The 21,270-nt window shown below is 48.4% G+C and carries 19 protein-coding genes; 10 read left to right on the top strand and 9 right to left on the bottom strand.

All coding sequences use genetic code 11. The features are described 5' to 3' along the window. Positions 1-66: 66 nt before the first annotated feature. The 7 genes from thiC to ACRRS1_RS21070 all read left to right on the top strand — a co-directional run bounded on the left by thiC (position 67) and on the right by ACRRS1_RS21070 (position 7,124). Positions 67-2,016, top strand: coding sequence for a phosphomethylpyrimidine synthase ThiC (thiC, locus tag ACRRS1_RS21100; RefSeq protein WP_432463986.1), 1,950 nt, complete (start codon positions 67-69; stop codon positions 2,014-2,016). After that, on the top strand, positions 2,006-3,550 hold the full coding sequence (thiE, locus tag ACRRS1_RS21095; protein ID WP_432468789.1) for a thiamine phosphate synthase: 1,545 nt from the start codon (positions 2,006-2,008) through the stop codon (positions 3,548-3,550). Before thiC ends, thiE begins: the two co-directional genes overlap by 11 nt. A gap of 8 nt (positions 3,551-3,558) precedes the next feature. After that, positions 3,559-4,320 (top strand): HesA/MoeB/ThiF family protein, encoded by a 762-nt coding sequence (locus ACRRS1_RS21090; protein WP_432463984.1) that lies wholly within the window; start codon positions 3,559-3,561, stop codon positions 4,318-4,320. Between the two features lie 6 nt (positions 4,321-4,326). Then, on the top strand, positions 4,327-4,533 hold the full coding sequence (gene thiS, locus ACRRS1_RS21085) for a sulfur carrier protein ThiS (RefSeq protein ID WP_432455550.1): 207 nt from the start codon (positions 4,327-4,329) through the stop codon (positions 4,531-4,533). 14 nt (positions 4,534-4,547) lie between these two features. After that, the gene (locus ACRRS1_RS21080) at positions 4,548-5,315 is read left to right on the top strand and encodes a thiazole synthase (protein ID WP_432455551.1); all 768 of its coding nucleotides are present in this window, start codon (positions 4,548-4,550) and stop codon (positions 5,313-5,315) included. A gap of 12 nt (positions 5,316-5,327) precedes the next feature. After that, positions 5,328-6,440: a 2-iminoacetate synthase ThiH gene (gene thiH / locus ACRRS1_RS21075; protein ID WP_432455552.1), complete on the top strand. Its 1,113-nt coding sequence runs from the start codon at positions 5,328-5,330 to the stop codon at positions 6,438-6,440. Between the two features lie 147 nt (positions 6,441-6,587). Next, positions 6,588-7,124: an ATP-dependent zinc protease family protein gene (locus ACRRS1_RS21070; protein ID WP_432455553.1), complete on the top strand. Its 537-nt coding sequence runs from the start codon at positions 6,588-6,590 to the stop codon at positions 7,122-7,124. 106 nt (positions 7,125-7,230) lie between these two features. Here ACRRS1_RS21070 and ACRRS1_RS21065 read toward each other — a convergent pair whose 3' ends face one another. Then, positions 7,231-8,076 carry a DNA ligase gene (locus tag ACRRS1_RS21065; RefSeq protein ID WP_432455554.1) on the bottom strand — a complete coding sequence of 282 codons (846 nt, stop codon included), beginning with the start codon at positions 8,074-8,076 and terminating at the stop codon, positions 7,231-7,233. Positions 8,077-8,157: 81 nt separating this feature from the next. Between ACRRS1_RS21065 and ACRRS1_RS21060 the strand changes: the two genes are divergently transcribed. After that, complete coding sequence (locus ACRRS1_RS21060; protein ID WP_432455555.1) at positions 8,158-8,517, top strand: GFA family protein; 360 nt, start codon at positions 8,158-8,160, stop codon at positions 8,515-8,517. 114 nt (positions 8,518-8,631) lie between these two features. Here the strand turns inward: ACRRS1_RS21060 and xylA are convergent, their stop codons facing one another. The 3 genes from xylA to ACRRS1_RS21045 form a co-directional block, all read right to left on the bottom strand. Then, positions 8,632-9,954 carry a xylose isomerase gene (xylA, locus tag ACRRS1_RS21055; protein ID WP_432455556.1) on the bottom strand — a complete coding sequence of 441 codons (1,323 nt, stop codon included), beginning with the start codon at positions 9,952-9,954 and terminating at the stop codon, positions 8,632-8,634. A 436-nt stretch (positions 9,955-10,390) separates the two neighbouring features. Continuing rightward, complete coding sequence (locus tag ACRRS1_RS21050) at positions 10,391-11,302, bottom strand: aminoimidazole riboside kinase (protein ID WP_432455557.1); 912 nt, start codon at positions 11,300-11,302, stop codon at positions 10,391-10,393. Beyond that, the gene (locus ACRRS1_RS21045) at positions 11,295-12,719 is read right to left on the bottom strand and encodes a sucrose-6-phosphate hydrolase (RefSeq protein WP_432455558.1); all 1,425 of its coding nucleotides are present in this window, start codon (positions 12,717-12,719) and stop codon (positions 11,295-11,297) included. The genes ACRRS1_RS21050 and ACRRS1_RS21045 overlap by 8 nt, the downstream gene beginning before the upstream one ends. Before the next feature lie 295 nt (positions 12,720-13,014). On the opposite strand from ACRRS1_RS21045, the gene ACRRS1_RS21040 reads away from it, so the two are divergent. Further along, on the top strand, positions 13,015-14,121 hold the full coding sequence (locus tag ACRRS1_RS21040) for a carbohydrate porin (protein ID WP_432455559.1): 1,107 nt from the start codon (positions 13,015-13,017) through the stop codon (positions 14,119-14,121). An 84-nt stretch (positions 14,122-14,205) separates the two neighbouring features. Continuing rightward, on the top strand, positions 14,206-15,573 hold the full coding sequence (locus ACRRS1_RS21035; RefSeq protein ID WP_432455560.1) for a sucrose-specific PTS transporter subunit IIBC: 1,368 nt from the start codon (positions 14,206-14,208) through the stop codon (positions 15,571-15,573). 206 nt (positions 15,574-15,779) lie between these two features. On the opposite strand, the gene ACRRS1_RS21030 is transcribed toward ACRRS1_RS21035, so the two are convergent. From ACRRS1_RS21030 to ACRRS1_RS21010, 5 genes are all read right to left on the bottom strand, one after another. Continuing rightward, entirely contained in the window at positions 15,780-16,808 is a 1,029-nt protein-coding gene (locus ACRRS1_RS21030; protein ID WP_432455561.1) for a LacI family DNA-binding transcriptional regulator, read from the bottom strand. A 255-nt stretch (positions 16,809-17,063) separates the two neighbouring features. Continuing rightward, positions 17,064-17,801 carry a substrate-binding periplasmic protein gene (locus tag ACRRS1_RS21025; RefSeq protein WP_432468790.1) on the bottom strand — a complete coding sequence of 246 codons (738 nt, stop codon included), beginning with the start codon at positions 17,799-17,801 and terminating at the stop codon, positions 17,064-17,066. A 201-nt stretch (positions 17,802-18,002) separates the two neighbouring features. Continuing rightward, positions 18,003-18,962: a transaldolase gene (gene tal / locus ACRRS1_RS21020; protein WP_432455563.1), complete on the bottom strand. Its 960-nt coding sequence runs from the start codon at positions 18,960-18,962 to the stop codon at positions 18,003-18,005. A 559-nt stretch (positions 18,963-19,521) separates the two neighbouring features. Further along, positions 19,522-20,973 carry a xylulokinase gene (gene xylB / locus ACRRS1_RS21015; RefSeq protein WP_432455564.1) on the bottom strand — a complete coding sequence of 484 codons (1,452 nt, stop codon included), beginning with the start codon at positions 20,971-20,973 and terminating at the stop codon, positions 19,522-19,524. Continuing rightward, on the bottom strand, positions 20,952-21,266 hold the full coding sequence (locus tag ACRRS1_RS21010) for a hypothetical protein (RefSeq protein ID WP_432455566.1): 315 nt from the start codon (positions 21,264-21,266) through the stop codon (positions 20,952-20,954). Before ACRRS1_RS21010 ends, xylB begins: the two co-directional genes overlap by 22 nt. Positions 21,267-21,270: the final 4 nt, after the last annotated feature.

Here is a 21,270-nt window from a genome sequence, read left to right as displayed (position 1 = left end):
TAGCTTTGCTTACTTTTCCTACATCCGACAAGCCTCATTGTTAATAACTTTATTGAGAGGCAAGTCATGTCAAGACGCGAAACCAGAGCTGCTGCAGAGCAATATATTAATAATCTGCAGGGTCAAGCTTTTCCAAATTCAGAAAAAATTTATATTCAAGGTAGTCGTGACGATATTCAAGTTGCGATGCGCCAAATTAACTTAGCCGATAGCCTGGTGGGCGGTAGTAAAGAAAATCCGAAGTTTGCCGCCAATGAACCGGTTCGGGTCTATGATACCTCCGGAATTTATAGTGACCAACAAGCCGATTTGGATGTGCGTAAGGGCTTGCCCCAACAGCGTCAGGCTTGGATCGAAGAGCGCGGCGATACCGAGGCTTTAGCCGGACACAGCTCAAACTTTTCTCAGCAACGTTTGGCCGATGAAGGTCTCGATCATATTCGTTTCGACAGCCTGCCAACACCACGAAAAGCCAAGCCTGGTAAACGAGTGACTCAATTACACTATGCTCGCCAAGGTATTATCACCCCGGAAATGGAATATATCGCGATCCGCGAAAACATGGGACGGGACAAGATCCGTGAAGATTTACTGGCCGAACAACAAGCGGGTCATTCCTTTGGTGCTTCCTTGCCGGCGCATATTACTGGTGAGTTCGTTCGCGATGAGGTCGCGCGAGGTCGGGCGATTATTCCTGCCAATATTAACCATGCCGAAACCGAGCCGATGATCATTGGTCGTAATTTCTTGGTCAAAGTGAACGCCAATATTGGGAATTCGGCGGTGACCTCTTCGATAGAAGAAGAAGTTGAGAAGTTAGTTTGGGCGACCCGTTGGGGTGCCGATACGGTGATGGACTTGTCGACTGGCCGTTATATTCACGAGACCCGTGAATGGGTGATCCGTAACTCGCCTGTGCCGATCGGCACCGTGCCCATTTATCAAGCTCTGGAAAAGGTAAATGGAGTGGCTGAAGATCTCAACTGGGAAGTCTTTCGCGACACTTTGATCGAGCAGGCAGAACAGGGCGTGGACTACTTCACTATTCATGCTGGCGTATTGCTGCGTTATGTGCCAATGACCGCCAAGCGGATTACTGGCATCGTTTCGCGTGGCGGCTCGATCATGGCCAAGTGGTGTTTGGCCCACCACCAGGAGAGTTTCCTTTACGAGCGTTTTCGTGATATTTGTGAAATTTGTGCCGCCTATGATGTGTCGTTGTCCCTGGGGGATGGAATGCGTCCGGGCTCGATTGCCGATGCCAACGACGAGGCGCAGTTTGCCGAATTGGAAACCCTTGGCGAGTTGGCCAAAGTTGCCTGGGAATACGATGTACAGGTGATTATCGAAGGCCCGGGCCACGTCCCGATGCAGCTGATCAAAGAGAATATGGAGAAGCAGCTCGAAGTTTGTGACGAGGCCCCATTTTATACTTTAGGACCGCTAATTACCGATATTTCTCCGGGGTACGACCACTTTTCTTCGGGCATTGGCGCGGCGATGATTGGTTGGTTTGGCTGCGCCATGTTGTGTTATGTGACGCCCAAAGAGCATCTGGGTCTACCCAACAAAGATGACGTAAAACAGGGCATGATTACCTATAAAATCGCCGCTCACGCCGCCGATTTGGCAAAAGGTCATGCTGGCGCGCAAATTCGAGATAACGCCATGAGTCGAGCGCGTTTTGAATTCCGCTGGGAAGATCAATTCAATCTTGCTTTAGATCCCGATACTGCCCGTGCCTACCATGATGAGGCGCTGCCTCAAGAATCTGCCAAGGTGGCGCACTTCTGTTCGATGTGTGGCCCGAAATTTTGTTCAATGAAGATCTCTCAAGAGGTGCGCGATTATGCCAATGACTTAGAGATTAAGTTATTAGATGAACCGCTTGCCGATCTTGGGTATCAGCCCGCCGCAGTGGTTGAAGGGATGGCGGAAAAGTCTGCTGAGTTTCGTCGTAAGGGGGCCGAAATTTACCACTCCCCGTTAACTGCCGAGACTAGCCATGAAGCCTAGTGCTTGCCTTGACGCGGCCTTACGCCCACAAATTTGGACGATCGCGGGAAGCGACAGCTGTGCAGGAGCGGGTTTGCAGGCCGATTTACTGAGCGCCCATGATTTGGCCGTTGAGTGTGCCACTGCGGTGACCGCGTTGACTGCGCAAAATATTCGCGGGGTGAGCGCCATGGAGACGGTCACGGACGCGATGTTGGCCGCGCAGTTGGATGCTTTGGCTGCAACGAATCCGGCCAAGGTGATAAAAATTGGCATGTTAGGCTGTGCCGAGTTAGTGACTTTGGTGGCAGAGAAGTTAGCCCGCTATAAGGCGACTTGGTCGGAACCACCGTTGGTGGTGTACGACCCTGTACTGGTCGCGAGTTCTGGGGCGAAGCTGGCGGCTGACGATCTGCTGGCGGCTTTACCCAAGCTATTGGCTCAAGTTGATGTGCTCACGCCCAATGCCAGTGAGTTAGCCAGCTTGACGGGCATTGGGCTCAGCAGTCCCGGTGCCGTGAAACAAGCCTGCGCAGCGTTGCTAGCCAAGGGCGTCAAAGCCGTGTGGGCCAAGGGGGGACACTTAGATTTCACGCCCGGACAAGCGGTGGATTTTTATTGTGATGGGCAGCGCGAGATATTGCTCTCCAGTCCGTTACTGGAAGCCTCGCATACCCACGGCACTGGTTGTACTCTGGCCTCCGCCCTGGCGGCTGGTTTAGCGCTCGATTTTGCCATGGAAGATGCACTGGTGCTGGCTAAAGCTTATGTCTATCAGGGACTTTCGCAGCAGCAGGGTTGTGGCAATCTGGCGCACTTGGGCTGGCCCAGTCAGCGGCAATATTTTCCACGGGTTGAGTCGGCACAAACGCCGCTAGGAAAGCTGTTTGGCCTCAGCGAAAGTTGGCCAGAGCAGCAGTCCTTCGCGAGCTGTGATAGCTATCAACTTGGCGTTTACCCAGTGGTGGATAGCGTGGCATGGATAGAGCGTCTATTAGCGATGGGGGTGAAAACCCTACAGCTGCGGATCAAAGATAAAAGTAATGCGGAAGTGGAAAGCGATGTGCGTCAAGCCATCCAACTGGGTCGTCAATATCAGGCGCGTTTGTTTATTAATGACTACTGGCAATTGGCGCTAAAACATGGTGCCTATGGGGTGCATTTGGGGCAAGAAGATCTGGCCTTGGCCGATTTACCACAAATTGCCGCTGCTGGTTTGCGTTTAGGCATTAGCACCCATGGCTATTACGAATTATTACGTGCCAGTCAGCTAGGCCCTAGTTATATTGCACTGGGGCATATTTTTCCCACGACTACTAAGGATATGCCGTCCAAGCCGCAAGGTTTGGCGAAATTAAGTCGTTACGCGAGCTTAATGAGCGATTATCCCTTAGTCGCGATTGGTGGCATCGATTTGTCGCGAGCCAAGCAGGTGTGGCAGTGTGGCGTGGGCAGTGTGGCGGTGGTCCGAGCGATTACCGAGGCAGCCGATCCCGCGAATGCGCTGGCCGAGCTCGAAGCGATTGTCAGTCAATCAACTGAAATGAGCAGATAGGAGTCAACATGAACTTCAACCAATTAACGGACCAAGAATACCAACGCTATAGTCGCCACCTATTACTCAAAGAGCTTGGGGAAGTCGGGCAATTAAAGCTCAAGCAGGCTCAGGTGTTGTTGATTGGGGTGGGGGGCTTGGGCGCGCCGGCGAGTATGTACTTAGCCGCGGCAGGTGTCGGGAAATTGGTTTTAGCCGATTTTGACCAGCTCGATAGCAGCAATTTACAGCGCCAGGTGCTATACACCGAAGCGGATATTGGCAGTGCCAAAGTCACTGCCGCGAAACAGCGCCTGCAGCAGCTTAACAGTCAGATCCAAGTGCGAACCGTGAATCGCAAGATGGATGATTTGTTACTGGCGATGGAGGTGGCGCAAGCCGATGTGGTGCTGGATTGCAGCGATAACATCAGCACCCGTTATGCGGTGAATCAGGCCTGTGTAAAAGCCAAAGTGCCTTTGGTGAGTGGTGCAGCAGTCGCCTTTGACGGGCAGTTGATGGTGTTTGATTTTCGCCGTTCAGCTCAGGGCTGTTATCACTGCTTATTTCCGAATGCCAGTGAGCAGCAACTTAATTGCAGTAATGCCGGGGTCCTTGGGCCAGTGGTGGGCACCATCGGTAGCCTGCAAGCCTTGGAAACCATTAAGTTGCTGGTGGGCCTTGCTTCCGCTCAGCTTGGGCGCTTCTCCAGCTTCGATGCGCACAGCCTCGAGTGGTTTCATTTAAGCATACAGGCCGATCCGGCCTGTCCGGTATGCGCTGAAGGGTGAAAAATAATGTACATAACAATTGAGTTGAATGGCTTGAGTACCGCGCTAGTTGAGCCCTTGAACATTACTCAGTTACTAGAGCAACAGCAGCAATCGTTGAATGGGGTTGCGGTGGTCGTCGATGGTCGGATTGTGCCGCGAACTCATTGGCCGGTAACCCAGCTGGTGAATGGCACGAAGGTGCGAATTTTTCGGGCGATTGCCGGTGGATAAATTAAGGAGTTCCTGTGTTACAGATTGCAGATAAGAGTTTTACCAGTCGTTTATTTACCGGGACCGGCAAATTTGCCAGTGCGGAGTTAATGACTGCCAGTATTCAAGCCAGTGCTAGTCAGCTGGTGACCATGGCGATGAAACGGATTGATGCCAGCGATCAACAGGATGATATTTTAGCTCCCTTACTCAAAGCGGGGGTGCAGCTGCTGCCCAATACCTCTGGGGCACGCAACGCTGAGGAGGCAGTTTTTGCTGCTCATCTGGCGCGTGAGGCGTTGGCAACCAATTGGTTGAAGCTGGAAATTCATCCCGATCCGAAATATCTCATGCCGGATCCTATCGAAACGCTTGCCGCCGCCGAAACCCTGGTGCAACAAGGTTTTGTGGTGCTGCCTTATGTGCATGCAGATCCGGTGTTGTGTAAACGATTGGAAGATGTGGGTTGTGCTGCGGTGATGCCGCTGGGCGCTCCAATTGGTACTAATAAAGGCCTGCGCAGTCGCGATTTCTTAGAAATTATTATTGAGCAAGCCAGCGTGCCGGTGGTGGTGGATGCGGGCATTGGAGCCCCCTCCGATGCGGCGTTGGCGATGGAGTTGGGCGCCGATGCGGTATTGGTCAACACCGCGATGGCCGTGGCCAGAGATCCGGTGGCGATGGCCCAAGCTTTTGCGATGGCCGTTGAAGCGGGGCGCAATGCTTATCTTGCTGGTTTAGGTCGCGAATTACGCCATGCGGAAGCATCGAGTCCTTTAACGGCGTTTTTAGATAATTTATAGGAGGGCAAGCGAATGAGTTTTGCCGAGCACTTAGCGACTTATGATCACGCAGCAGTACATTTGTCGATTTACAGTAAAACCACTGTTGATGTCGAGCGAGCACTGGCCAAAGATAAGTTAGATTTGGACGATTTTCAGGCGCTCATTTCGCCCGCAGCCGAAGCCTATTTGGAACCGATGGCCCAGCGCAGCATGCGTTTAACTCAGCAGCGTTTTGGTAAGACACAGCAGTTTTACATACCTTTATATCTGAGCAATATGTGCAGTAATGTTTGTCAATATTGCGGTTTCTCGATGGGTAATAAGATCCGTCGCCTCACCTTAGATATGGCACAAATCGATGCAGAATTAGATGCCATTAAAGCCCTTGGTTTTGACCACATCTTGTTAGTGACTGGTGAGTCGGAACGCAAGGTCGGCATGGCCTACTTTCGTCAAGTGATGCCCTTAATTAAGGCGCGGTTCTCACATGTGTCGATGGAAGTTCAACCCTTGGATGAAGCGGACTACCGAGAGCTGATTCCACTCGGTTTAGATGCGGTGATGGTTTATCAAGAAACTTATAATCGGCAGCGTTATGCCGAGGTGCATCCCAAGGGACGGAAGCGTGATTTTGATTATCGTTTAGCTACCCCTGAACGTCTCGGTGCCGCCGGGGTTCGTAAGATTGGTATAGGGGCTTTAATTGGTCTGGATCAATGGCGTAACGATTGTTTTTACGCGGCTGCGCATTTGCAGTATTTAGAGCGTCGCTATTGGCAGAGTAAGTTTTCTATTTCCTTTCCGCGCTTGCGGCCCTGTGAAGGCGGTTTTCAGCCGGTATCGGTGATGACGGACAAGCAGTTAGTTCAGTTGATTTGCGCCTATCGTTTGTTTAATCCCGATGTGGAGTTGTCGTTATCAACTCGTGAGTCAGAACATTTTCGTAATCATGCGATTCCCCTGGGGATCACCACCATGAGTGCCTTTTCCAGCACCCAGCCGGGCGGTTATGCTAAAACTAGTCAGACAGCGCTGGAGCAGTTTGAAATTAGCGATGAGCGCCGACCTGAAGTAGTTGCCGCAGCGGTGCAAAAAGCTGGTTATCAAGTGGTATGGAAGGATTGGGATCGGGTGCTCGGTTAAACGAATTTGAGGATTATCGAATGGCAGCAGGTTTCGACCTGAGCGAGCATCAGCTAAACTACAGTAAATTTATGGGGAAGCTGAGTCTGTCGTGATCAGACAAGGCTGATGGTAGAGCTCCCCTGCGACCAAGTTGGAGAAAGTTAGGTGTTGAAGAAGATATTGTTCGCGATGGTGTTTACGCTGGCTTCCGCCAGCAGCTGTTGGGCCGAGAAAGCAACGGTGGGAGCCTTAGAATATATTCGTGTCGTGGAAGCTGATCTTCGTTATTTAACCCGGATTGATACCGGCGCGGCCAGCACCTCATTGCATGCCGACCATATACGGGTTATCGATGGTAATAATATTCTGCCAGCGGATTACTCAGAAGCCGAGCAAAAATCGCTGGTGAAACCTAAAATGCGTGCCAACATTGGTAAGTATCTGGAATTCACCACCATTAATGAGCAGGGTGAGCAGCATCAGGGCAAGGCACGGATCAGCGATGTGGTGGCGGTACGTAATTCTCAAGGCTTAGAGATCCGTTATAAAGTGGCGCTGGCCATTGAATGGCAGGGCCAACAGAAAACAGTTGATGTTAACTTACGCGATCGCAGCAAAATGGACTATAAGTTGCTGATCGGCAGGGATTGGCTGGAAGGTGATTATCTGGTGGATGTTGAGCGAAATAAACAGCTGCCTTAAACTCTTTGGCTAGAGCTTAAGTTGGGATACTAGAGCCGTTTGCCCTTACTGCTCAGGTTTGAGCTCGGGATCCCGCAGTCAGCTTAGTGATACCAATACTTAGCTGTTAGAGCGTTTGATGAAGCCGTATAAAGCGTGCGAAACGTGGCTTACCATGACTGCTCAAACCGTTGTAGCGGTATTCAATCAGACTACCAAGCGGCGGTGGTGAAACTCGGAGCTGATCTGTTAAGCCGCTGCCTATTTTGAATCGTTGTCCTTGTCGATCTTGTACCACTAAGGCACCCAGCATACCTTGATACTTACCTTTTCCAGCGCTATAAGCCACAACTTCGGCTTCTCCGTCTTGGTAAGCTTTATATTTGATTAAGGCGTGACTACGGGTCGCCAGATAAAACGAGTTTGGATCGCGTAACATTAAGCCTTCGCCGCCTTCGGCGCTGATTTTTTGTAGCTCTTGCGCTAATTGAGTTCGGCCGGGATAGTTATGATATTCAGGTATTCGAATAAAATTAGCCTGCTTGGCTAAGCCTTGTAGTTGTTGATAGCGGCTTCGATAGTTACCCGGATGATGGGGAAGGTCAAAGACCATAAACTGTACCTTTTGCCATTGCTCGAACTTGCTCTGCTGTCGATGTATTAAGCCCACCAATTCGCTAAACTTGCCCCGACCAAGCCATAGTTCGCCATCTAGTGCAAAGGCCGGGAGTTGCTGTTGTAACTCGTGAGGGATGGAAATGGTTCGGCCACTGCGGCTCAGTAATTGCTGTCCGTTCCAATAGGCCCGAACGCCGTCATATTTTTCACAAACCCAGTAGCGTTCGAGTTGCAAGCCTTGCTGGTATTCGCTGGCTAATACCAAAGGCGGCGGCGGGGCGGCGTAGACCTCATGCTCAACACTATTGAATAACAGTAGACTTAGGCTTAAGGTCTTATTAAATGAGGCATTCATAAATCACCATTAATGATATAAATATTATTAATGATAGTGCAAATCGGCCCAAGGTCGAATCAATCGTCAAGGAGAGTGCAAATGAGTCAAGTTCATCAGGGAAGTTGTCATTGTGGCGCGGTAACATTTTCATTAAAGTCCAGCCTAGTGCCGGCGGTGCGCTGTAATTGTAGCCTATGCCAGCGCAAGGGAATTATGATGGTCACCGCCGAAGATGATAGCTTTGAGCTACTCACTGGCCAGGATGCGTTGACCTTGTATCAGTGGAACAGTCATGTGGCCAAGCATTATTTTTGTAAACATTGTGGTATTTATACCTTCCATCGTCCGCGAAGCGCGCCTGAATTGACTCGGGTAAACGCTGGTTGTTTGGAGGGGCTTGATCCTTTGACGATGGAATATCAAGTTGTGAATGGGGCAGCGCTATCGCTGGAGTCTTAATCAGATGCAAATCATGATAGCGAGTCTGGGTTGACGGTGTTATCCACGACGGCTGTTTGAGTTACAAAAACCGACGCTCAAGCGTCGGTTTTATGGCTTGCTGAAACTTTATCCTTATCTGCTGAAGATGTGTTTATTGATGATGTTTTCCAATTGTTCTTGGCGACCCGAGACATGAGTTGGCTGGATGTTGTCACTCAGCGCTTGTTTGGCTAAGGACTCAAGACTGTAGTCTCCGGTCATAATCGCTTTGCCAAGATCACCACTCCAACCCGCGTAACGTTCGGCCACTATTTTGTTGAGTTCTTGGCTTTCCAGTAAACTGGCGGCTTTTTTCAGGGCGAGGGCGCAAGTATCCATGGCTCCAATGTGACCGTGGAAGTAATCCGCCTTGGCGATGCTTTGACGACGCAATTTGGTATCAAACATCAAACCTCCGGTAGAGAACCCTCCTGATTTTAAGATATCGTGCATCACCGGTGTCCATTCTTCCACACTATTGGGGAATTGGTCGGTATCCCAACCCAGTTGCGGGTCACCGCGGTTCGCATCAATCGAACCAAATAAGCCCAGTGAGATCGCGGTGGCGATTTCGTGATGGAAGGAGTGCCCCGCCAAAGTTGCGTGATTTACTTCAATATTTACTTTGACTTCATTTTCTAAGCCAAATTGCTTGAGAAAGCCATAGACAGTGGCGGTGTCGTAGTCGTACTGATGTTTGGTGGGTTCAGCAGGTTTAGGCTCGATCAATAAGGTGCCGTTAAAGCCGATTTTGTGTTTATGTTCTACCACCATTTGGAAGAAACGACCCAATTGCTCACGCTCTTGGCGTAAATCGGTATTGAGTAAGGTTTCGTAACCTTCTCGACCTCCCCACAATACATAGTTTTCACCGCCCAGCATTTTGGTGGCGTTCATCGCGCTAAATACTTGGGTCGCCGCATAGGCAAATACTTCGGGATTGGGATTTGAAGCTGCGCCTGACATGAAACGTGGATGAGAGAATACGTTGGCGGTACCCCAGAGTAACTTCATCCCCGTTTGTTGTTGCTTCTCGGCAAGCACGTCCATCATCACCTTCATGTTCTCGCTATATTCTTTGAGCGAGTTGCCTTGCGGCGCAACGTCGATGTCATGGAAGGAATAGTAAGGAATGGTTAATTTTGTAAATAGTTCGAAGGCGACGTCGGCTTTCACTTTGGCCATTTCTAAGGCGTTGCCTGCTTGCTGCCAAGGGCGATCAAAGGTACCTGAACCAAATATGTCAGAGCCATCCCAGCAGAGATTGTGCCAATAGCAGGCACCAAAGCGCAGATGTTCTGCCATGGTCTTACCTAAGATCAGCTGATTGGCGTCATAGTGACGAAAGGCTAAAGGGTCATTAGATTCTGGTCCTTGGAAAGTGATTTTTTCAATTTGATCAAAATACTGAGCCATGGCATTACTCCTTAAGAAAGCATATTTATCGAAGAATTAGTGTCCGTTGGGCTTGAGCGAGTCAATGGGTTGCATTGCCAAAGCGTCACAGTGCCAATCTTCCGATCCTAAGTTCATTGTTAGTCTGCTTCTGGGATGACTCAATTACGAAAAATGCGGACGATTTTCAGCAATTTGCTTTTCGTGCGCTAAATCTCGTTTTAAAAAGGTATTTTTTAGGTTTTTTAACAAAATAGTCGATAAGTGGCTAGCAATAATAAATTTCATAACAGCGGTTTGCCATTTCCTTGGGCATTCAAGACCACGTTGAGACGCTGATGTGAGTAAAGTGAGATAAAAAGTGGAGGGAAACATTCGGCCAAGCTTGGCTCAAGGCTTTGGATAATTTAGAAATCCACAACCCAGAGCTCTCGGCGCGCTCTGGGTTGCGTTGTGATTAACGATGTATATAGGGTAGGGCCGACATCGCCCCTTTTTCGCCAACCGCCAAACCGCCACTTTTATTACCACGGGCCAAGGCCTCGAGTAATAAGGCTTGGTCTTGCCATTGGCTAAACTGGCTCAAGTAAGCCAAGACCCCTCCTACAAAAGCATCACCAGCGCCGGTGGTATCCACCACCTTGGCTACGGGCTCGGCAAGGACTCGCTGGATTTTCCCCGCATAGACTAATTCACTCCCTAATTCGCCTAGCGATAAGATAAAAGGAACCTGAAGTTGCGCTTGTAAATACTCGACCGCTTGCTCAATTTGTTCACAATTGCTAAGCCATAATGCTTCTTCTTCGGAAAATTTAACTAAATCGCACAAGGGTAAAAATGCTTCAATCTGCTGACGCATTTGCTCGGGGCTAGACCATAACATAGGTCGTAAATTGAGGTCGAAGAATACCCAACCACCAGCAGTGCGGCAGCGTTTAGCCGCTTCGATGGCGGTTTCGCGACAGCGCGCTGCGGCAAGGGCGATGGAACTTAATTGCAACCATTGTTCTGTTTGGAAGGCGGGGAGCTGCTCAGTGCTTAAAAACTGATCGGCACTGGGTTGTACCAGAAAGGTAAATTCACGCTCTCCACTGGCATCTAAAGAGACTAATACGGTAGAGGTTCGCTGCTGTTGATCGAAGCTTAAACTACTGATATCAACGCCTTCGTCTGCCAGAGTGGCGCTGACCATCTTGCCCATGGGGTCGTTACCCACTCGGCCAATGAAACCACTATTGATGCCGAGGCGTGCCAAGGCGACAGCGACATTGGCAGGCGCACCACCGGGGCACATTTTGAGTAGACCATTGTCTTCTGGGAGCAGGTCGATAACGGCATCGCCCAAATTCCATACTTGTACTTTATGCATCTAGATCCTCCTCGATCCAGCTATTGCTCAGCTGAGTCAGCTGAAGCTTGGCTTGCCCACTTTCCAACTTGAATTGCCCTGTGTGCCAGGCTTGCTGAGGAAATAGTCGGCCCGATAACACGGCTTCGCCATCATTGACAAATAGTTCAAAGCTGGAGCTGTCGATAAATAATTGTAGCTGCCTTAAGTTGCCATTACGACTTTGATAAGTTCGCTTGGTATCACTGTTGAGCGGACCGAGTTCGCCTCGCTCAACCACGAGTGTTCCTTTGCTCCAATGGAGGCTGAAACTATCGTCCGCACTGGGTAGACTGAGTTGAAAAGCGCTGCACTCGGTGAATTCAATGTCTAGCATACAGCTTCTGCTGAAACCCTTAAGTTGATGCTCTCCACTGCCATAAGAGTCGCCTTGTTGAGCTTGGGCGAGCGCCTTGAACGCTGGGATGGGGCGCTGCCGTAAGCAGCCGTTTTCCCAACTTAGGCTACGAGGTAAGCCGAGCATTTGTGTCCAATTGTGGCGAACGCTTGGGTGCTCACCATCATCGGGTAGCCCAAGCCAACCGATTAACAGGGTGGTGCCTTGATGTTGCAGGGTTTGCGGCGCATAAAATTCGAAACCATGATCGAGTAAATTAAATTCACTGTTGATGGTCAGTTCTGCCGGGCCAGCGCTCATGTCAACGGTGAAGTAACCACTCAGATTGGTGGTGGTGTATTCGGCTTGATCAAGTTCGATGCCCTGCGGGCAGGCCAATAATAACCATTGTTGGTCGAGCTCAAATAAATCAGGACATTCCCACATATAGGCTTGCTGTGGGCGACCGAGATTAATTTCTTGGCTGATGAAGCGACGTTCAAGCCATTGCTCTTGTTGCTGCTGTAGTAGACAGATTCCACCCCGTTGACCCAGCGTTTGAGCTCCCAGAATGAGCCAAGATTGATCTTGCCAAGATAAATACTTCGGGTCACGGACGTGGCCAGTGTAATTTCTGAGTGCTTCGATATTCATCGGCCCCAGTTTTTCAACATGCCCATCAGGATGCAGCACCGCTTTACATTGGTAACTGAGGCGTTGCTCACCTTGGCGGACATTGCCAGTGTAATAAAGGTTAAGGATCTCGCCCTCACTCACTGCTGTGCCGGAATAGCAGCCATTTTTGTCGAACCAATCCGTAGGGGCTAAAGCGGCTGGATGTGCTTGCCAATGTATCAGGTCGCTGCTGCTGAAGTGGCCCCAGTGTTTGTTTTTATGTTCGCAGCCAAAGGGGTTCCATTGGTAAAACAGTTGAAAGCGTCCTTGATGGAAGCTAAAGCCATTGGGATCGTTAATCAAGCCCGTTTTGGCGGCGATATGGTAGTAAGGACGCCAAGGATCTGCGGTAAATTGTTTCGTCGTCCATCCACATGATTTTGGCATGCTTACTCCAAGTAATTTGATAATGCTGATTCGATAATATTCATTCTATGAATGAAGAGCGTAAAACCGCAAACGGTTCCACGTTTGTTATGCTTTATACGTGATCGAAATCACGTAAATAGGCCATTAATCTCTATTTTTGTTAGATTTTGCTCACATATAGCGAGATTGTTACTTGTATGTATCGGTTTTGCATCTATTCTTATTTCGAACCAAATGGAACCGATTTCAGTTTGGTTTAACTCCGAAAAATATAATGGTTCAACTACGGAATATAAAAATGGAAGGAATAACCATGAATAAATTCGCTGCACTTACTATTACAACTGCACTCGCAGCCGCCAGCCAAGCACAGGCTGCGGTGACTATCGAAGGTGAGCAAGGCAAGCTGACTATCGGTGGTGACGTCGAATTCAACGTCAACTATGTCGACAATGATGTGAATACTACCTCTGATGATAAATCTTGGGATCAGGACGGTCGTTTCTTGATTTCATTTTTGGGCGAGCGTCAGCAAGGCGATTATATGATCCGCGCCTTAGCACAACCAACCTACGGCACCGATGGTGGCGTGAGCACCGATGATGTTTGGTTTGAAGTTGCTAAGAATGACAGTTGGACCCTACGTCTCGGTCGTTATGAAGCTTATGACATGAACCCTCTGGGTCAAGATGTATTTGTGAATCACTCGGGTGATACTGCTGACGGTCAATTCAAAGATGATGGCGTATATATTTACCGGATGTTAGAAGCTCGCGGTCGTTCTGGCAGTGCTGGCCAAGCGATGTACAACCAGACATTTGGTAACGTTTATGTAGAAGTTTCGACTCTCTTTGGTGATAACAGTGGTTTCTTCGAGAGTAATAAATACCATGGCGTTGAGTTAACGAAGAAGAACAATAAAAATGTCTTTATCGTTCGTCCAGTGGTGGCCTACCAGCAGGGCGCCTTTAAAGTGGCCGCAGCCCTGGAAACGAACTTGGTTAGCGACTCAACTCTAGATGCCAATGGTAACGATGTATCCGAGCGTACCGGTTATGGCTTAACCGCTGGCTATAATCAAGATGGTCTGGCGGTGAACTTAAATGTTGCCAGAATGGATGCTTTAGATGAAACGGATACCACCTATGGTGCGAATGTGCTTTGGCATAAGTTCGGTCTAGGTTATATCCATGGTATCAACGATGTGTCAAACGTTACTCTTAAAGGTACTGACAATTCAGGCGTTACCGCTTATAAGAAAAAAGTTAGCACTATCTATAGCTCGTATCAGTTTGATAACGTGGTTGTCCCAGAGTTCTCGATTTATCTTGGCGCTTATATAAGTAAACTCGATAATCCGAAAACAACTGAAGATGATAATAACTTCGGTGGCCGAGTACGCTTTAAATACTTGTTTTAATTTGAACTAAACTGCAAACGGTTCCATGCGCTATGTTGAATGCGAGGAACCGTTTTATGACGAAGTGGAATAGAGGGATCCAAAATGTCTGAACAAGATACAGCCAAGAAGATTTTAGAGCTGATTGGCGGCAAATCAAATATCGCAAGTGCGGCGCATTGTGCAACTCGCCTACGATTAGTTCTCAATGATACCGAGCTTGCAGATACCGCTGCAATCAAAGAGCTCGATCTGGTCAAAGGTGTGTTCACCAACAGTGGCCAATACCAAATTATTATTGGCTCTGGTATCGTAAACCGAGTCTTTAGTGCCTTGGCTGAATTGGCAGGCATTAGTGAAGCGTCAACTGCTGAAGTTGCCGCGCAGGGTGCTAAGCAGAACCCTTTCCAAGCTTTAGCGCGTACTTTATCCAATGTATTCGTACCGATCATTCCGGCGATTGTGGCCAGTGGTTTATGCATGGGGCTACTTGGCTTCTTACGTACCAATGAAATGATTGCCACCGACAGTATCTGGTACTTAATCTTAGACATGGTATCCAGTTCAGCATTCATTATTCTGCCGATTTTGATTGGTTTTGTGGCGGCCAAAACTTTTGGCGGAACGCCGATCCTGGGGGCGACGCTTGGTGGCGTATTAACCCACCCCGCTTTAACTAATGCTTGGACAGTTGCCAGCGGTTTTCAATCGACCGAACTATTCGGCATGGAAGTGGGTTTAGTTGGCTACCAGGGAACGGTTTTCCCGATGCTGATTGCGACTTGGTTCATGTGTAAAGTAGAAAAACGAGTTCGCCAATGGGTGCCTAACTCCTTAGATGTGATTTTGAGTCCGTTTATTATCTTAGTGGTCACTGGTTTTGTTTCTTTGGTCGCGATTGGCCCCGGCGGACGGATGCTGGGTGATGGGATCTCAACTCTACTACTCTACTTGTATGAAAATGTGGGTATTTTAGCTGGTTTACTATTTGGTGGTACTTATTCAGCCATTGTGATTACCGGTATTCACCACAGTTTCCATGCCATTGAAGCGGGTTTACTGGGTGACCCTAACATCGGGGTTAACTTCTTACTTCCTATCTGGTCGATGGCGAATGTTGCCCAAGGCGCAGCTTGTTTAGCAATTGGTCTGAAATTTAAGAATATTAAAACCAAGGCTTTGGCGATGCCATCGGGTGTATCGGCTTTGTTTGGGATTACCGAAGCGGCAATCTTTGGGATTAACTTACGCTACATGACCCCATTTTTCGCTGGCTTAGCCGGTGGTGCGGTGGGTGGTGCTTATGTGGTATTTGCTAAAGTGGGTATGACTGCGGTTGGTTTAACTGGTATTCCAGGAATTGCAATTGTTCAGACGGGCTCTGTGGTTCACTATATGATTGGCTTTGCCTTAGCCTTTGGTGTGGCCTTTGCGGGTTCTTACTTTAGCACGACTGAAAAAGCAGATGCTTAATTGAGGATGGCGGCAACGCCCGCCGTCAGTTTTTGGTTTTTCCTGTGAGGCCTACCTCATTGTGCCGCCACGATTAAGGTAAACAATTCCCTACCTTGGTGGCGATGCAATGAGGTAATTTGATACCAAGAGCATTGGTTTTTATCGATTGAGATTGGTAGCAGAATAATAAGGGGAGCGGTGATGAGTCGCCGTTACCTCAAGTTTTACTCGCTTTTAGCAGCCTGCTTCTTTGGCTGCTTTTTTAATGCGTAGGATTCTCTTTCAGTAAAAAGCCCTTGGTAGGAAAAAGCTACATCAGCTAAGGGCTTCTCTCGCAATTGCTTGATTAATACCGAGGCCGCTTCTTGGCCCACCAGCTGGTAGTCATAATGCAGGGATGCCAAGGGTGGCTCTAAGACAGTACATAGCTCGTCATCGCCGACACCAATTACTGCCACATCTTGACCGATGAGTAAGCCCTGTTCGCGTAAGGCTCTAATACTACCTGCAGCGAGGCGGTCGGTCACTGCAAACACACCATCGGGTCGATATCCAGTGCTGAGTGCCAGTTTGGCCTGTTGGTAACCAGACTCCAGGTTAAAATCACAATCGGTTTGATAGCGGCAATCAACATCTGCAAGATCGAGCGCATCGACAAATCCTCGTAAACGCTGTCGACCCACCGCCACATCACTCTGAGGCACGCCAACAAACATTAACTGTTTACAGCCTAGTTTGAGTAATTGACTGCCAGCAATAAATCCGCTGCGATAATCATCGAAAAATACACTGGTGAGACCATGTAAAGAAAGATCCTGGCCAACGATCACCACCGGCGCCGCAGATTGTTTTAGGGTAGAGAGTAACTCCTGATTGTAGCCAGCCATGAATACAATAATACCGTCGACCCCCTTTGAATTCAGGGTTTTGATATGGTTATTGGTTTTCTCTATCTGCATGCCCGCATTCATTAACAGGGTTTGCATACCTTCTGTTTCAATCACCTCGCTCAAACCTTGTACCATCGCGGCGACTGACTTAGAGGTAAGCAAGGGGACGATCACGCCAATCGTATCAGAGTTGCGGGCCTTTAAGTTTTTGGCGGCGATATTGGCGGTGAAATTGGTTTCGTCGATTAAAGCTTGTACTTTGGCCCTCACCACAGCATTAACGCCTGGTCGTTTGTTTAATACCCGGGAAACGGTAGATTTCGATACGCCGGCTATTTCCGCAATATCGGAGATGGTTTTCAACGACTTAACTCCTTGTTGTGAGCGCGACGGGGTTTGATTGGACAGTGTTGCTCACATGATATCAATTATTATTACCATTTGAATATACTTGCTGAGCTATGTCAGTAATAGTGAGCATAAATTGTATTTAGAATAAGTGCTTACTGTCATGAGTATGTAGCTTTAGCAAGCTTAAAGCTTGCTTCGATTGTAATCGAGTTTGGCGTAATACGGTAGCACCAAGCGAGTGATGTAGTGTGTTTGTTGGCGATCGTTTTAGCGTTTTAGTTCTGACAGGGTGTGGGTTTTAGGCAAATATTGTTTTTGTACTTGGTCAATCGCTTGATTGAGCCTTGGCATAAATTGAGGGTGTTCCTCTATGTAGGCTTTGGAAATATAGATCCCAAAGGGGGCGGAACGCTGCACGACCTCGATGTACTGGCCATTGCGCATGTTGCTGTGAATGGCCTTATATTTAAATACCTCTGCAGACAAGAAAGCCGCATCAATTCTTTTTAAATCAAAGAGTAACTGGGCTAACTTGACTACATCGTTTTGTTTGCCGACCACTTTGTAGTGGTTGTTTTTTAGCCAGGTCAAGGTGTTGGTTCCTTCAAGGGAAGCTATTTTGGCCTTCGCTTTAAAGTCTTTAGAGTGTGGGTCTAGAAAATTTTCTTGGCGGAAAAACCAACTCCAGTTATTGACTAATAGCGGTTTGGAGAATTGGGCAACTTGATCGCGTTTTTGGTTTTGCGAAGCAAAGAAAAAACCGTCGGCTAAGTTTCTCTCGATATCGTTAAGTGCTCGTTTATAGTTAGGTACTTGACGACTATGATAAGGTTGCTTGAGCTTTTTCATGATTTGATGGAGCAAAAAATTTCCCGCGGCTGGCTCTCCACTCTTGGCATAAGTAAAAGGAGGGAAGTCGGGGTAAATTAGGCGCAGCTCATGCGCTTGAACATTATTCAGACTGCTGATGCTTAGCCAGAATATCAGCTTCCAAATATCTCTCACTTAGCATTCCTTTTTAGATGGTTATGCCTACGAGTATAGACCGTGAGTTAATATTTGGAATGGGCTTTGGAGACAGAATGTGAGTGTTTTTATTCTGTTTTCTGTAAATAGGACGCGATGCTTCGTTTTTATTGAATAGAGGCAGGGCAATCAAACTTACTAAGTTTGATTGCCCTGTGGTTTTAATTTGCTTGCAAAGGCTTAAGCCTGAAGCGCTTCAATCAGCATCTTGTCGAGTTTTTCTTGATCAAGAGCGAAGGTACGGATCCCTTCGGCAAGTTTCTCGGTGGCCATTGCATCTTGGTTATGTCCCCAGTAAAACGCGGCTTCGTTTAGTGGCTCTGGGCGAACGGCGCTGACGCCTTTATCGACTAAGCGAGGGCTGAGATTGGCTTCACTCTGGGCCAACTCTTCCAATAAGGCTGGGCCAATGGTGAGTCGGTCACAACCCGCGAGTTCAAGGATTTCACTGGTATTGCGAAAACTGGCACCCATCACCACGGTCGAATAGCCGTGCTGTTTGTAGTAGTTGTAAATCTCGGTGACCGAGATCACTCCAGGATCGCTTGTGCCGCTGAAGTCCGCTTCCGGTTGTTTGGCTTTGTACCAGTCCAAGATACGGCCGACAAAGGGAGAGATTAAAAATACTCCCGCTTCGGCACAAGCTCGGGCCTGGGCAAAGGAAAACAACAAGGTTAAATTACAGTTGATGCCTTCTTTTTCTAATACTTCGGCTGCGCGGATCCCTTGCCAAGTAGCGGCGACTTTGATCAGTACTCGTTGCTTATCGATGCCGGCGGCTTGATACAATTCGATGAGTCGACGAGCCTTGTTAATCGTCGCTTCGGTGTCAAAAGATAAACGTGCATCAACCTCTGTAGAAATGCGGCCAGGAACCAATTCTAGAACTTTGCAACCAATGGTGACGACTAATTTATCTGCAGCCAGATTGACCTGCTCATTGAGTTGTTCACTTTGGGTCTTTGCCCATGTGGCAACGTCTTTTAGTAAACTCGAATACTCTGTTAAACCAAGCGCTTTAACAATCAGCGAAGGATTAGTCGTCGCGTCTTCAGGGGAGAATTTACGCATGGTTTCTAAATCGCCGGTATCGGCGACAACGGTAGTGTATTGTTTTAATTGGCTTAGTAGAGAACTCATAAGATGCATATACCCTTGTCATTCAAGCTTAAGTTGAGAATGGCCTTGATTCCTCATGATTGCTTGAGGCTCGAAGACCAAAGCGAAGCTTTTGTCCTTATTAAAATGCCATATCGGCAGTTGAGTGCAATTACTGTTTTTCGCGTAGAAATGCTGAATTTTCATTGCCTCGACCCAGCTCACATTTGCAGAATTTTTTTTTGCTACAAAAGTCGGCTATCAAGTCTTGGTAAACACTCCTTAAGCATGGTGCGCCGATTTGTTAAAGAAATAAATATGCTTAGCGCGTGGAGTGAAAACAACAGCGAAAATGTCCATCTATGCTTACCTTATATGTTGTTCTCAAGGTCGATAGCTAAAGCAGCGAAGACAATATCAAGTTTTATTGGCTATTTTCGGTCTGGTTAGCATGACCAGGAACTGAAGCCATCACCAGGCGATGGCTTCATGTCGTACATAGCTATTCGATCATCGTTGCTAGTTCACGTGGCGAATAAGGGCCAGATAAATGGTTTTTCGCCATTCGGTTTAGATTTTGTGCTCAGTTATTTACAAGCTTTTAAAATATGGGTTTTAGCTGCTGGTATAGGGCCTTAAAGGTTTCGCGTCGCTGGGCGTAGTAGGCTTGTCGTTTGGCATCTACATGATGCACTTCGACTAATTCCGGAACCGGGCAGATAACATCTAAATCTGCCTTGTGACTCACTCCCAATTGCGCCAAGCGAGCGGCACCCAAGGCGGGCCCCACCTCTCCCCCTAAGCGATAGCTAAGTTTTTGTCCGAGGATATCGGCCAGCATTTGCCGCCAATAAGGGCTGCGAGCACCACCACCAATGAGGGTGATGTCATTGGCTTTTAATCCGGTCGCATGCAGGGCGTCTAAGCCGTCGGCGAAGGCAAATGCTACGCCTTCCAAGACTGCGCGGCAAAGATCGAGTGGGCCACTACTATGAGTGAGCCCAAAGAATACGCCGCTTGCCTCGGGGTTGTTGTGAGGCGTGCGTTCGCCACTGAGATAGGGTAAGAAGATAAGCTTATTGTCTACGGGTGGCGCTGCCTCTACAGCGGCGAGCATACTAGCGACATCGCTTTGCCCGGTGAGTTTAACAACCCAATCAAGGCAGGAAGCGGCACTTAAAATGACCGACATATTATGCCAAGTATTGGGCAGAGCATGACAGAAGCTATGTAGCGCCGACTCAGGATTACTGAGATAACCATCACTCACCGCGAAATAGACTCCAGAGGTGCCCAACGACAACATGGCCTGGCCGGGTTTAGTGATCCCGACTCCGATGGCTCCCGCGGCATTGTCGCCCCCGCCAGCCACTAAGGGGACCGATCCCATGCCCCAGCGTTCTGCCAACTCAGCTTTTAACTGGCCGGTGATTTCACAGCCTTCAAATAGTTTTGGCATTTGGCTACGGTTTAAGCCAGTTGCAGCCAGCATGACATCACTCCAATCTCGTTTTGCCACGTCTAACCACATCGTACCTGCGGCATCGGACATATCAGAGGCAAAGTTGCCCGAAAGTAAATAACGGAGGTAGTCTTTGGGTAGCAGAACTTTATAGATTTGGGCAAAAATTTCCGGTTCATGTTGGCGCACCCAAAGCAGTTTGGGTGCGGTAAAGCCGGGCATCATTAGATTGCCAACGATGCTTCGCGAATTTTCCACGCTGTGTTCGATGGCAGTACATTGGCGAGCGCTACGGCCATCGTTCCATAGGATCGCTGGTCGTAATACTTGTGCGTTTTTATCGAGTAGGGTGGCACCATGCATTTGACCACTCAGGCCTATCGCTTTGACGGTTGCGAGATCGTGTTGCTGGCTTAAGTTGTCCAGAGCCTGCTGACACGCTTGCCACCAGTCTTGCGGGGCTTGTTCAGACCAAAGCGCTTGCGGTCGTGATACTTCTAAACTGGCGCTGGCTTGGCTTAACAGCTCACCTTGTTCTCCAAGCAAAACAACCTTTACTCCCGAGGTACCTAAATCAATTCCGATATACATGGCTTTTCCTTATGCGTTTTGCCGCTAAATAAAACTGATGGAACGTTGACGGTCGGTTTATTCAAAATAATCGCTTTTAAATTACAGTCAGCAGTCTGCCGTTTGGTTCGCGAAGCCGATACGCCTGAATCCTTAAGATAAAGCTGCAGGCGTAACACCTTTGAGTCGACGCTGCGGGTCTTAACGCTGGTTGATTTATTGTTTGTTGTCTGATGATTGATGTCGATGACGTCACTGCATTGGGTCTGACTCATTTTAATAAACAACTCGCGCTTGTAAAAATAACTAGCCAAGTTC

It is taken from the genome of Agarivorans sp. Z349TD_8 (assembly GCF_050870825.2).
Lineage (GTDB): Bacteria > Pseudomonadota > Gammaproteobacteria > Enterobacterales > Celerinatantimonadaceae > Agarivorans.
The sequence above is the reverse complement of the archived record's forward strand: the minus strand, read 5'-3'. Positions and strand labels throughout refer to the sequence as shown.

Coding starts and splice junctions, on each gene's coding strand:
- ACRRS1_RS21045 (WP_432455558.1), bottom strand. CDS start 12,719: ATGCCAAAATCATGTGGATGGACGACGAAACAATTTACCGCAGATCCT.
- xylA (WP_432455556.1), bottom strand. CDS start 9,954: ATGGCTCAGTATTTTGATCAAATTGAAAAAATCACTTTCCAAGGACCA.
- ACRRS1_RS21060 (WP_432455555.1), top strand. CDS start 8,158: ATGAGTCAAGTTCATCAGGGAAGTTGTCATTGTGGCGCGGTAACATTT.
- ACRRS1_RS21040 (WP_432455559.1), top strand. CDS start 13,015: ATGAATAAATTCGCTGCACTTACTATTACAACTGCACTCGCAGCCGCC.
- xylB (WP_432455564.1), bottom strand. CDS start 20,973: ATGTATATCGGAATTGATTTAGGTACCTCGGGAGTAAAGGTTGTTTTG.
- ACRRS1_RS21065 (WP_432455554.1), bottom strand. CDS start 8,076: ATGAATGCCTCATTTAATAAGACCTTAAGCCTAAGTCTACTGTTATTC.
- thiE (WP_432468789.1), top strand. CDS start 2,006: ATGAAGCCTAGTGCTTGCCTTGACGCGGCCTTACGCCCACAAATTTGG.
- thiH (WP_432455552.1), top strand. CDS start 5,328: ATGAGTTTTGCCGAGCACTTAGCGACTTATGATCACGCAGCAGTACAT.
- thiS (WP_432455550.1), top strand. CDS start 4,327: ATGTACATAACAATTGAGTTGAATGGCTTGAGTACCGCGCTAGTTGAG.
- ACRRS1_RS21090 (WP_432463984.1), top strand. CDS start 3,559: ATGAACTTCAACCAATTAACGGACCAAGAATACCAACGCTATAGTCGC.
- tal (WP_432455563.1), bottom strand. CDS start 18,962: ATGAGTTCTCTACTAAGCCAATTAAAACAATACACTACCGTTGTCGCC.
- thiC (WP_432463986.1), top strand. CDS start 67: ATGTCAAGACGCGAAACCAGAGCTGCTGCAGAGCAATATATTAATAAT.
- ACRRS1_RS21035 (WP_432455560.1), top strand. CDS start 14,206: ATGTCTGAACAAGATACAGCCAAGAAGATTTTAGAGCTGATTGGCGGC.
- ACRRS1_RS21050 (WP_432455557.1), bottom strand. CDS start 11,302: ATGCATAAAGTACAAGTATGGAATTTGGGCGATGCCGTTATCGACCTG.